At 66.2% G+C, this 12,224-nt stretch carries 9 protein-coding genes; 1 reads left to right on the top strand and 8 read right to left on the bottom strand.

Annotated elements, in window-relative coordinates:
- Positions 1 to 39: 39 nt before the first annotated feature.
- From ABFX56_RS09595 to recQ, 6 genes are all read right to left on the bottom strand, one after another.
- Positions 40 to 1,230, bottom strand: coding sequence for a right-handed parallel beta-helix repeat-containing protein (locus ABFX56_RS09595; RefSeq protein ID WP_346233021.1), 1,191 nt, complete (start codon positions 1,228 to 1,230; stop codon positions 40 to 42).
- 578 nt (positions 1,231 to 1,808) lie between these two features.
- Positions 1,809 to 2,825 carry a hypothetical protein gene (locus tag ABFX56_RS09590; RefSeq protein ID WP_346233020.1) on the bottom strand — a complete coding sequence of 339 codons (1,017 nt, stop codon included), beginning with the start codon at positions 2,823 to 2,825 and terminating at the stop codon, positions 1,809 to 1,811.
- Positions 2,822 to 4,075 (bottom strand): MFS transporter, encoded by a 1,254-nt coding sequence (locus tag ABFX56_RS09585; RefSeq protein ID WP_346233019.1) that lies wholly within the window; start codon positions 4,073 to 4,075, stop codon positions 2,822 to 2,824. Before ABFX56_RS09585 ends, ABFX56_RS09590 begins: the two co-directional genes overlap by 4 nt.
- A gap of 12 nt (positions 4,076 to 4,087) precedes the next feature.
- Entirely contained in the window at positions 4,088 to 4,681 is a 594-nt protein-coding gene (locus ABFX56_RS09580) for a hypothetical protein (protein WP_346233018.1), read from the bottom strand.
- A gap of 163 nt (positions 4,682 to 4,844) precedes the next feature.
- A complete protein-coding gene (gene pip, locus ABFX56_RS09575; protein WP_346233017.1) occupies positions 4,845 to 5,831 on the bottom strand; it encodes a prolyl aminopeptidase in 987 nt (328 codons plus the stop codon).
- Positions 5,832 to 6,007: 176 nt separating this feature from the next.
- The gene (recQ, locus tag ABFX56_RS09570; RefSeq protein ID WP_346233016.1) at positions 6,008 to 7,837 is read right to left on the bottom strand and encodes a DNA helicase RecQ; all 1,830 of its coding nucleotides are present in this window, start codon (positions 7,835 to 7,837) and stop codon (positions 6,008 to 6,010) included.
- Positions 7,838 to 7,905: 68 nt separating this feature from the next.
- Between recQ and lhgO the strand changes: the two genes are divergently transcribed.
- Positions 7,906 to 9,159, top strand: a complete 1,254-nt coding sequence (gene lhgO / locus ABFX56_RS09565; protein ID WP_346233015.1) for an L-2-hydroxyglutarate oxidase — start codon at positions 7,906 to 7,908, stop codon at positions 9,157 to 9,159.
- Between the two features lie 23 nt (positions 9,160 to 9,182).
- On the opposite strand, the gene ABFX56_RS09560 is transcribed toward lhgO, so the two are convergent.
- The gene (locus ABFX56_RS09560) at positions 9,183 to 9,788 is read right to left on the bottom strand and encodes an acyltransferase (RefSeq protein ID WP_346233014.1); all 606 of its coding nucleotides are present in this window, start codon (positions 9,786 to 9,788) and stop codon (positions 9,183 to 9,185) included.
- Positions 9,789 to 10,024: 236 nt separating this feature from the next.
- Complete coding sequence (locus tag ABFX56_RS09555; protein WP_346233013.1) at positions 10,025 to 12,097, bottom strand: acyl-CoA dehydrogenase family protein; 2,073 nt, start codon at positions 12,095 to 12,097, stop codon at positions 10,025 to 10,027.
- Between the last annotated feature and the right edge of the window lie 127 nt (positions 12,098 to 12,224).

Genomic DNA, 12,224 nt, shown 5'->3' with positions numbered 1-12,224 from the left:
TCTGACACCGCTTCGGCTTGTTGGTAGCCGGACGGTGGGTTATCCGCGTCCCGGAGTTCCCACCAGCGTGCCGTCCAGCATGGTGTTGCCCGTCCACTCGTTACCGTTGCCACCGGAGTACGCGATGGCCGGTCCGTAGCTTCCACACTTCGAGCTGTACTTGGTACCGAAGGTGTTCTCGACGAACTTCGTGTTACTCGCCCCATAGGAGCCGGCCAGTCCGGCGTAGACGCAGTAGCCGCCGCCGTCGAACAGGTTGCCGGAGACCATCACGTTGTTGAACGCTTCCATCTGGCTGTACAACGCGAGCGAGGCTGACACGTTCGGAGCGTCCCCAGCGTCCAACCGGTTGTTGGTGATGGTGAAGTTGCTTCCGCCGAGACTGATGATCGTCTCATTGTGGCTTCCGCCATTGGCGGGGTCGCCGTGAACCACGATGTCGTGCACCCACGAGTTCTTCACAACTGCGTCGCGGACCAGAGCGAACCCCTTGCCCCAACCGCGCACGTTGCATCCGTCGCAGGTGAAGCCGGTGTAGCCCACCGCAGCAAAGCCGCCGTCCCTCGCGCTGTCGTACGGACCGACGATCTCCACCCGCTGGATCAGCGTGCGGGGATTCTTGTTCTGGTCGCCCGTGTCAATCCGACCGGTGACTCGTGAGTTCTTGATCGTGACATCCGACGCGCTGATGGTCAACGCGCCCTTGATGTCGTATCCATCGATCACCGTGCCGGGAGTCGTGATGTTGAACGGACCGGAATACGGCTTCAGCACAACGCCGGCTGGGACACCGGTATTCGCTGCCGTCGGCCAGTCGCTGTTCGTTGGAGCCGGCTCAGGGGTCGGAGTCGGCGTCGGACTGGGCGCCGGCGTCGGTGCCGGAGTGGGCGTCGGAGTCGGCTCAGGCGCCGGCGCCGGTTCGGGCGTCGGAGTCGGTTCGGGAGTCGGAGTCGCCGTCAAATCCTTTTTGTTGCGCCAGGAACTGTTTTGCTTGTACTTATCAGCCTTGTACGCCGCGCGGACCCCCTCGGTGAACGAACGATCCGCCGCCGAGGCATTCGTCGTGGCCTGTTGTTCGGCCTTTGTGGATCCGTCCACGTTCGTCGGAACCTGAGCGGTGACAAAACAGCCGCCCAGAACCGCCAAGGCGGTCGCCGCCACCAAGGCAGTGGTGGGGGTGGACCTGCGGTGTCTGGCGCGATGCATGAGCCAGGAGAAAATTCTCGTCAAAATGATAACCTTTCACCGTTGCGGTTCGTGCAACCGTCAACGCGTTTGCCCGACAATGCGCTGGCTACTCGGCGGTCAGCACGCCCGGCAAACGTTGACGACTGTAGCGGAGGTCGTTCGGCCGGAACAACGATGAGACTTTGTTACGCGAAGATTACGACTGCATAACGGTTTGATCTCGACGGATGTCGCGCCATGCTCGCGTTTTCGACGACGCGTGTGACAGCGCTCCCACAGCCAGCGATTTCGCTCCCCGGGCGGTCCAAGATCCGCCGCCTGGACAGTGCACGACGCGGCGGACTGCGGGTCCCCGCCGCCAGACCCGCTCACGGGCTATCCGGTTCGGATCAGGGCTTTAAAAAGTGAGCCTTCCGACGCTCAGAAGCGGTGAAACGCACGGCGATTCCCTGCCGCCCGGGGCGAAATCTACTTGACAAAGTTTCGAATCCGCACTCGGCAGGAGGCAGGATACGCGGCAGAAATCCCCGGCGGCACCCCCTGAGGAAAGTTTTTCCTGTGAATGTCCTGCATATCGGTGGCCGTACTTCGATTGGCAACGTTGGTTGCTGAACGTTCGCTCATTTGCGAATCACCGACGGCGACCAGGCATGCTCAATAAAGAGCGTGGGCGAGGTACCAGCGTCAACCGCTATCGACCAGATGTCGCTGTCACCAGCCTCTCCGGATCTGGGCAGTCCGTAGAGGAGGGTGCTGTCATCCAGCCACTCCACCTGATCGTCCACGCTGCGCGACTCACCAAGGACCCGCTCCTGTCCGCTTCGCAGATCCAACACCGCGATGGCCCAGTGCGAAACGGCGCCGGTCGCCACATTCTTCTTGTAAGCCACGTCAAGGCCGTCCGGAGACAGCGAAGGGCATTCGGCATCCGGATGCACCGATGTCAGGGTGCGCGCGGCGAGGTCACCGCGCACCAGCCAGGTGTGCCCTCCAGACGCCGCCGTGGCGTAGAACGTATTGTCGTCGGCGCCGAACGTGACGCCCCAGAAATTGCGGTCCGCGGCGGTGAGCTGGCGACCATCAATGATGGTCTTGAAGTCCTCGAGGTTTCCGTAGTTCCTTCCGTCGGTGCGGCGGATGACGGTTTGGGTGGAGAACCCCACCGAGGCATATGACATGCCCGTGACAAAGGCGGTGCTGGCCACCAGATGGGAGTCCGCGGAGATCCTGGTGCGGCTCGGGATTCCCGGAAGCGCCCAGGAATCCCGCTCGGCCCCCGCCCGGTCATAGAGCACGGCGTGAAACGTGGTGGCGATACCACGCTGGATCCTCAGGCATGACAAGTTCTCATCGGTGGCGTAGACCCTGTTGCAGTCGAGATTGCCGAGGGTGCGCGCGCCACCGGGATCAGCCAGCGGCACCGACGCCACCATGCCGTAACCCTGTCCGGTACCAGTGTTGCGGAAGACCACCCGGGGTCCGCTGGACATTGGTGAAGCGTGCACGATGTCCACCGAACTGGACGCCGCATTCCGCTGTTGATAGCCGAGGAAGGCAGTCACGCCGAACGCGACAGCCCCGCTCAGCACCATTGCCGCGATGACCCCCAGGACCAGCCAGCGGCCTCGGGGCGTCACGCTGCCACGCGCTTTCCGGTCCGCAACAGCATCGCGGAGAGCGGCAGAACGATGGCCAGCGACCCGGCGACGATCAGCACGGACGCTTGGCGTCCGGCGAAGAACCAGAGAAAGCCGAAGCCGGTGGAGGCGAGCAACCGGCTCCCGGCGACCACGGTCTGGGCCGCTGCGATGGCACTTGCCGTGCCGGACGGCGGTCCGAACTGTACTGCGAGCGCCGCGAGGACGCCATCGGTTGCCGCATAGAACACGCCAAGCAGCAGAAGGCACAGCAAAACAACGATGACGCTGGTCACCGGAATTGCGGCGGTCAGGTATGCGGCCAGAAGAGCCAAATACCCAGCCACGAACATCCGCGGCCGGCCGACTCGATCCGCCATCCGTCCCAGCGGGATGGCGAGGCTGAGAAAGGCGACGTTCGTGCCGACGTACAGCAGCGGGAACCATTCCGCGGCGAAGGCCCCGCGGCTCTGCAACACGAGATATATGAATCCGTCACCGATGGTGAGCAGGCCCAGCAGCGACGCCGCGGCGAGTAGCTTGCGCAGCCGAGGTTCGTTCAGTTGCCGCCACCGGAACGGCTCGCGTGGAGCGCCGGCGGCCGCGCGTTCCGCACGTGGACGTTTGTTCGGCACCAAAAGTCCCAGCACCGCAACGCCCGACACCGCGAATGCCAGAGAAACGACAAAGACGGTGGAGTATCCCTCGGGAATCATGAGCAGAATGACAAAGGCCAGCAGCGGGCCCACCGCCGCGCCAATCGTGTCGAGCATCCGGTGGACGCCGAACGACCGGCCCAGGTTCGCCGGGTGGGACGAAGCGGCCACCAGCGCATCTCGCGGCGCCGTGCGCACGCCCTTGCCGAGCCGATCGATCGCGAGGACCGTGGTGATCGCGGCGAAACTGCTGGCCACCAACAGCCCGACCCTAGCGATGGCCGACACCGCATACCCCAGGAACGCGATCCGCTTCGGTCGGTCGATACGATCGGATGCCCAGCCGGCGGCGATCCGCACGATGGCACTGACACCCTGGTAGAGGCCGTCGATGAATCCGTAGGCGATGGTGGACAGGCCGATCACACCCGTGATGTAGAGCGGAAGCACAGCAGCTACCGACTCGGAAGAAATGTCCGTCAGCATGCTCACCACGCCGAGCGTCACAACGACCGAAGAAACCCGGCGGCCCGTTCGCGATGCCCCGACAGGCTGCTCGTCGTCCTTGGGGCGATCGGAAAGGGAGATGTACATGCGGCCGCCGCATTAGCTTCCAGCGACCAGCACACCGTGCACGGAGTAGCGCGAACCGCCGCTGACGGCGGTGACACTCACCGTCACGGTGCTTGACCCGCGCACGAAAGCCTCCGCAACGGACCCCGCGAGGGCGGGCACAGAGGTAGTCACCAGTCCGAGCGGCGCCAGCGCGGTGCGATAGTAGCCCAGCACCTCGTCCGGGGAAAGGTTGCAGGTCGCATCCAAGCCGGCCGTCAGCCGAGTCCGGTCGGGAGACACCGAACTGAAGGTGACGCTGGATCCTGGCGCCAGCGGAATCACCGCCGTCGGGAAACCTTGCACGATCGACCCGCGGGCGGTCGCGGCCTTCGGCAAGGGTGCAGTCACCAGCGGTGCCGGTTGCCGAACAGCTGGCAGACGAAACGGCGTCGGCGCCGTCGGCGATGGGTTCTGCTCTAAGCCCTGTCCAGCCGCGTTCGGCGACCGCGACGGTTCTGGCTGCGAAGCGGTGATTTCGCTTGCGGCGTCGCGGCCCTGCCCAGGCATCCGACCGGCGATCAGGGCTGCGACGACAATGACCAGAGCGAGCGCGAAGGCGGCGAGTACGGCAGCTCTCACTCTCATGGGGACACCTCTCACCTGGTCGGGTGGCGCCCCCAACGGACGAGTTCGGTGACCTCGCGTGTCGGGTAGAGCGCTCGGTAGACGGCTGCCGTCACACTAATCCGCTCGGTGGTGTCCATCAAGCCCCCCGCCTGCGGTTACTCAGGCGCGCCGAGGTCGGGTACTATCCGGCGAATCGGTCGGTGGCGAATCGGTCGGTGGCGAATCGGTCGGTGGCGCTCAGCAGTGCCTCAAGGATGCCGGGCTCGTTGTAGGCGTGTCCGGCATCCGGCACCAGGTCGAACTCGGCGTCCGGCCAAGCCCGGTGCAAATCCCAGGCGGTGGTCGCGGGGGTGCACACGTCGTAACGGCCCTGGACGATGGCGCCGGGGATGCCCTTCAGCCTGACCGCGTCGCGGATCAACTGGCCTTCCTCGAGCCAGCCGGCGTTCATGAAGTAGTGGTTCTCGATGCGCGCGAACGCCAGCGCGAAGGTGGGTTCTGCGAAGCGGCTGACCACGGCTGGATGGGGTAACAGGGTGATGCCGGAGGCCTCCCAGGTCGCCCAGGCCACGGCGGCCGGGCCGTGCACCGCCGGGTCGGGGTCGGCAAGCAGCCTCGAGTACGCGGCGATGAGTGCGCCGCGCTCGTCCCGGGGGACCGGAGCGAGGAAGCCTTCCCAGGTGTCGGGGAACAGGGCGCTGGCACCGCCTTCGTAGAACCAGTCGAGCTCACTTCTGCGCAGGGTGAAGATGCCGCGCAGCACGAGCTCGCTTACGCGCTCTGGATACGTCTCGGCATAGGCGAGCGCGAGCGTACTGCCCCAGGAACCGCCGAATACCTGCCAGCGGTCGATCGCGAGGTGCTCTCGGAGCCGCTCCAGGTCGCCGACCAGGTGCCAGGTCGTGTTGGTGCTCAGGTCTGCGCCCGGTGTGCTGGCGTGCGGGAGGCTCCGGCCGCATCCGCGTTGGTCGAACAGGATGATGCGGTATCGGGCTGGGTCGAACAGCCGCCGGTGGTCCGCGGTGCAGGCGGCGCCGGGACCGCCGTGCAGGAACACGGCGGGTTTGCCGTCCGGGTTGCCGCACACCTCCCAGTAGAGCCGCTGGCCGTCGCCCACGTTAAGCATCCCGGACTCGAACGGCTCGATCTCGGGATACAGTGCGCGCATGCTCCGAGCGTACGCGCCGCCTGTGCCGCCCGTTTCAAGGAGTTTCTGTCCTCACCAGCCGGGTTTACCGGCATCCGGGGCTGTTGAAGACAAGAACTCCGTGAGACGGGATTAAGGCAGGCAGGGCCGGATGCGGTCAGGACTGCCCGGATGCGGTCAGGGCTTGCCGGATGCGGTCAGACTGCGGCGTGGGTGGCGAGCGCCGCCAGCACTTGCTCGCCGTATTTCGCGAGTTTGCTGTCGCCGACGCCGGTGATCCGGCCCAGGTCTTCGAGCGAGACGGGACGCCGCACGGCGACCTCGCGCAGCGTCGCGTCGTGGAAGATCACGTACGCCGGCAGGCCCTGCTCCTTCGCCTGACCGGCACGCCAGGCACGGAGCACCTCGAAGAGTTCGCGCGCACCGGCGGGCAGGTCGGCAGCCGCGCTGGATTTGGTGGACTTCGGCCGAGACGCCTTGCTGCGTTCGGGCTCACGGCGCAACCGCACCGGATGCGATCCGTTCAGCACCCCGGCGCTGCCCTCGGTGATCACCAGCGTGGGATATGAGCCTTGGCCTGACGCGTGAACGGCAAGCAGTCCCTGAGCGAGCAGCTGCCGCACGACCCCCCGCCACTCGGTGTCGCGCAGCTCCGTGCCGAGCCCGAACGTGCTGAGCGCGTCGTGTCCGAACTGCTCGACGCGGGCGGTCTGTCTACCCAGCAGGATGTCGATGATCTGCCCTGCGCCGAACTTCTGCCCGAACTGGCGTTGCAGTCGAACCACGGTGGACAACAGTTTCTGGGCGGCGATGGTGCCGTCCCAGCCCTCCGGTGGGTTCAGGCAGGTGTCGCAATTGCCGCACGGCGCCGACTCCTCGCCGAAGTAGCGGAGCAGCTGGACGCGTCGGCACTGCAGTGTCTCGCACAACGCGAGCATCGCATCCAGGTGGGCGCTCAACTGGCGCCGATGCGCGGCGTCGCCCTCGGACTGGTCGATCATGCGGCGCTGCTGCACGACATCCTGCAATCCGTACGCAAGCCACGCCGTGGCGGGTAGGCCATCGCGGCCGGCGCGGCCGGTCTCCTGGTAGTAGCCTTCGACGGACTTGGGCAGGTCGAGGTGGGCGACGAAGCGCACATCCGGTTTGTCGATGCCCATCCCGAACGCGATCGTGGCGACCATGACCACGCCGTCCTCGCGCAGGAACCGGGATTGGTTGGCCGCCCGGGTGCGCGAGTCGAGGCCGGCGTGGTACGGCAGCGCCGGGACGCCGTGGTCGACCAGGTACTCTGCCGTCTTCTCCACTGACGCCCGCGACAGGCAGTAGACGATGCCGGAGTCACCCGGATGTTCTGCACGCAACAACTGCAGCAGCTGGGCCTTGGGGTCGTTCTTAGGGACGATGCGGTACTGGATGTTCGGCCGGTCGAAACTCGCCACGAAGTGCTTCGCGTTCTCGAGCTTGAGCCGCAGTGCGATCTCGGCGTGGGTGGCGGCGGTCGCGGTGGCGGTGAGCGCGATGCGCGGCACGGCCGGCCAGCGCTCGTGCAGCATCGACAGTTGCAGGTAGTCGGGTCGGAAGTCGTGACCCCACTGCGACACACAGTGGGCTTCATCGATGGCGAACAGTGCGATGGTGCCGCGGTCCAACAGCGCCGTCGTCGCCTCGACGCGCAGGCGCTCTGGCGCGAGGTACAACAGGTCGAGTTCGCCGGCAAGAAAGGCGGATTCCAACCGGCGGCGCTCGGCGGCGTCCTGCGTCGAATTGAGGAACGCGGCGCGCACGCCCAGGAGGTTCAGCGCATCCACCTGATCCTGCATGAGGGCGATGAGCGGGGAGATGACGACGCCGGTGCCCGGGCGCACGAGCGAGGGGATTTGGTAGCACAGTGATTTGCCGCCGCCGGTGGGCATCAGCACCAGGGCGTCGCCGCCTGCGACTATCTGCTCGATGATCTCGGCCTGGCGGCCGCGGAAGCTGTCGTAGCCGAAGACGCGGTGGAGCACGTCGAGGGCGCGGGTCATGCCTCTACTGTATGAGCTGCCGCCGACCCTATGCCTGATCCCGCGATGTGCATAGGATGCTCCTACAAATGTCGAAAGTTCCTTCCGTTGGCGGCAGCGCCGACGCGCCGCTGACGGGGCAGCTCTATGACATTGCCGTGGTCGGCGCCGGAATCGTCGGTCTTGCCGTTGCCCGGGAGATTCTGCTGCGCCGCCCGGACTTCCGAGTGGTCATCTTCGACCGGGAAAAATTCGTCGCCGCACACCAGACGGGCCACAACTCCGGAGTCATCCACAGCGGGATCTACTACACACCCGGCTCGCTGAAGGCACGGCTCTGCGTCGAGGGGGCTCGGCTCATGTACGCCTACTGTGCCCAACAGGGGATTGCGCACGAGCGCTGCGGCAAGCTCATCGTCGCCACGACCGAGTCTGAACTGCCGCAACTCGACGTTCTCGAAGCGCGCGGGCGCGCCAACGGAGTACCAGGATTGCGTCGGGTGTCCGCCGACGAAATCGTCCAGATCGAACCGGAGTGCCGCGGTGTTTCAGCCCTGTACTCGCCCAACACGGGAATCGTCGACTACCGGGACGTGGCGAGGAGTCTTGAGGCGGAACTTCGGTCACTGGGAGCGGAGTTCAAACTGGGCTGCCGCGTGTCCTCCCTGCACAGGTATGGCCACACCACGGTGCTCACCCACGATGGCGGCTCCACGGGCGCACGCTGGGCTATCGCGTGCGCCGGCCTGTGGTCCGATCGTCTTGCCGAGGATGCCGGCGCGCCGGCCGATCCACGAATCGTCCCGTTCCGAGGCGCTTATCTGCGGCTGCAGCGCGATCACCCGCCGGTTGTGCGCGGCCTGGTCTATCCGGTCCCGGATCCCGCGCTCCCATTTCTGGGAGTCCACATCACCAAGCAGGTCAACGGCGATGTCTTGCTCGGACCCACCGCAATGGTGGTCGGCGCCAAGGACGCCTACAACGTCCGGACCGTGCGGTTGCGGGATCTGGCATCCACCTTCCTGTGGCCCGGCACCTGGCGAGTGGGCGGTCGCTTCTGGAGGACGGCAGTCAACGAGATCCATATGGCGGTCAGTCGAAGGGACTTCGTGCGAGCGTGCAGTGTGTATGTTCCGGCGCTACGGCGGATGAAACTCGAATCGGTCGGGCAGGCCGGGGTGCGTGCCCAGGCGGTGGGCCGCGACGGAACGCTGGTCGACGACTTTGTCATCTCCGAGACGCCAGGAGCCACGCATCTGCGAAACGCACCATCTCCCGCCGCGACGTCCTCGTTGGCGCTGGCGCGCGAGGTGGTCGACAGGCTGGAGAAGCACCTGTCATAACGGCTCCGGTGTCGCCTGGGCTCCTACTCGCCCGTGAGTTCCTGCAGCTCGTCGATACCGAGCTGGCGATAATGCTGACCGGTGACCGGGCAGACCCAGACGCCCGGGGATTCTTCCGCGAGCCGGCGCCCGCTTCTGCCGACCCAGCCGATTCGCCGCGCCGGTGAGCCGACCACGAGAGCGAAGTCCGGCACGTTCTTTACCACCGTTGAACCGGCGCCCACCAGCGACCAGCGACCGATTGTCACGGGTGCAATGCACACGCTACCGGCGCCGATTGCCGCACCCTCCAGCACCGTCACCCCCACCGCATCCCAGTCCTCACCGGACTTCAGGGTGCCGTCCGGATTGACCGCGCGCGGGAACTGGTCGTTCGTGAACACAACCGCGGGTCCCACGAACACTCCGTCGCCGAGCTGCGCCGGTTCGTATAGCAGCGCATAGTTCTGGACCTTGCAGTTGTCGCCAAGCTGCACGGCCGGACCGACATAGACGCCACGTCCGATGACGCAGTTCTGGCCGATCCGGGCATCCTCGCGCACGTGGGAGTACTGCCAGACCTTCGACCCGGCACCGATAGAGGCGGAGCCGGCGACATCAGCGGTGGGATGGATGTTTGCGTCAGTCATGAAGCCAATCTACTGAGCCGGACAGGGGTGTTGCCGGGGAACGCGATTCGGCTCTTCCCCGGCAAGGCTCCAGCGTGGACTCGGCTCGCGCAGCCCGTCTCACGGAGTTCCTGTCGAACGCCCGCCCGGATGCCAGTACCAGGGCCACTTGATGACAGATCTTCCTTGAAACGGGTCTCACGGGTGGGTGCGTGTGGGCGGGGTGGGCGGGGGTGTGGGTGGGGTGGGGTGGGGTGCTACTTCTTCTTTTTGGGCGACTTCTCCACGACGGGCATGGTGCCGGATGCGCGCAGCGCCTGGTAATACTCGCGCGCCTCCTCCTGCCGGTCAGCCTCGATCCCGGAGGCGATGGTCGCCCGCAGGTGCTCGGGGCCGTAGCCGAAGGCATCCACCAGGTCCTGCGCGTGCGGACGTACCCGGGCAATCAGGCGGTCGAGATAGGCGCCGACGGCCTGCGCGCGCTGCGGCGAAATCCGCCCGTGCATGAGGTACCAGGCCAGGTGCTTCTCGATGAGGCCCAGCCCGAACACGTCGTGCAGCCAGGACAGCACCGTCTTGGTGCCCGGGTCCTCGACCCGCTCCAGTGCGCGGGTGAACGCCTCCCACTGCAGCAGCTCGGCGTGCGCACGGGCCGCCTCGATCAGTTCGTTCTGCTGCGAGTTGAACAGCGCCGCGGCATCCGCCTTGGCAAGTTTCGACGCCGGGCGCAGCCGCTGCCCGATGCCGGCGATCATCGTCTCGACGCGGTCGGTGAGCAGCTCGCGCTGCACATCGGTGTCCCGCAGCTCGTGCACGGAGCGGGCGGTGGAGCCGAAGTCGCGCACCGTCTGCGCCAGGGTGCGCAGCCCGGTGCCGTGGTAAGCGCGGTCGGCGGCCTGCACCACGACGTAGCGGGCGAGCGCGCCGGCATCCGCCTTCTTGAATTTCGAGCTGTAGTCGGTGAGCAGGCGTTTGGCGACCAGCTGCAGCAGCACGTTGTTGTCGCCCTCGAATGTGACGTACACGTCGAGGTCCGCGCGCAGCCCGACCAGCCTGTTCTCGGCCATGAACCCTGCGCCGCCGCAGGCCTCCCGGGACTCCTGCAGCGCGTCAAGGGCGTGCCAGGTGGACAGCGGCTTCAGCGCCGCGGCGAGCGTTTCCAGGTCTTGCCGGTCGTCGTCGGTGTCGGCCGCACCGCTGAACACGCCGTCGAATTTCACCAGCAGCTCGTCGTGCGCGAAGGTCTGCGCATAGGTGGTCGCCAGCAACGGGATCAGCCGACGCTGGTGTCGCTGATAGTCCAGCAGCACCTCCTCGTCGGTGTCGCTACCGGCCGTGAACTGGCGACGCTGATTGGCGTAGGTAATCGCGATGGTCAGCCCGATGGCGGATGCCGCGGTGGCAGCACCGTCCAGCGACACCCGTCCCTGCACCAGCGTGCCGAGCATGGTGAAGAACCGGCGGCCGGGGCTCGCGATCGGCGAACTGTAGCTGCCGTCCTCGGCCACGTCGCCGTACTTGTTGAGCAGGTTCGTGCGTGGCACCCGCACGTTGTCGAAGTGCAGCCGGCCGTTGTCGACCCCGTTGAGTCCGCCTTTGAGACCGTCGTCGGTACCGCCGATGCCGGGCAGAAACTCGCCGTCGTCGTCGCGGATCGGCACATACAGCGCGTGCACGCCGTGGTTCACGCCCTGCGAGATGAGCTGGGCGAACACCACGGCGGCCTTGCCGTGCAGAGCCGCGTTGCCGATGAACTCCTTCCACGCGCCGCGGAACGGGGTGTGGATAACGAACTCGTGCGCCTGCGGGTCGTAGGTGGCCGTCGTGGCGATGCTCGCGACATCCGAGCCGTGCCCCACCTCGGTCATCGCGAACGCGCCGGGCACGGTGAGGTCGATGATGCCGGGCAGGAACTTCTCGTGATGGTACGAAGTACCCAGCTGCAGCACCGCCGAGCCGAAGAGACCCCAATGCACGCCCGCCTTGATTTGCAGCGACGGATCGGCCGAGACGAGTTCTTCGAACGAGGTGATGTTGCCGCCGTTGTCGCCCTGGCCGCCGAAGGCTTTGGGGAAGGCGCGTTTGACCGCTCCGTGCTCCGCGAGCAGAGCCAGCTGACGCATCGTGCGTTCGCGCTGCTCGGTGAGGGAGAGCCCGTCCTTGCGGTGCAACTGTGGGTTTCCGGCGAATTCGCGCGCCGCGGCACGGATGTCGGCCCAGGTGCCCATGAGCTGCCTGCCCAGGCTTGCGACGTCGACGGATGCGGCCGCGTCGGTCGCGACACCTTCGGCCGGATCGGCGGTTTTCACAGGTGCTGCACTGTCAAACATGGCACTCCAATCTGGCGACAACTGCTCGTGATTCCACGTTAGGCAGGCGTACGACAGCGGTGAAATCATCAGTGCCCGGCCACCAAACCACCTCCGACTTCCGCCTCGGTTGCTGAGGGTTCCTACA

The sequence above is a fragment of the Parafrigoribacterium mesophilum genome (assembly GCF_039652555.1).
GTDB lineage: Bacteria > Actinomycetota > Actinomycetes > Actinomycetales > Microbacteriaceae > Parafrigoribacterium > Parafrigoribacterium mesophilum.
This window is presented reverse-complemented; position numbering and strand designations above follow the sequence as displayed.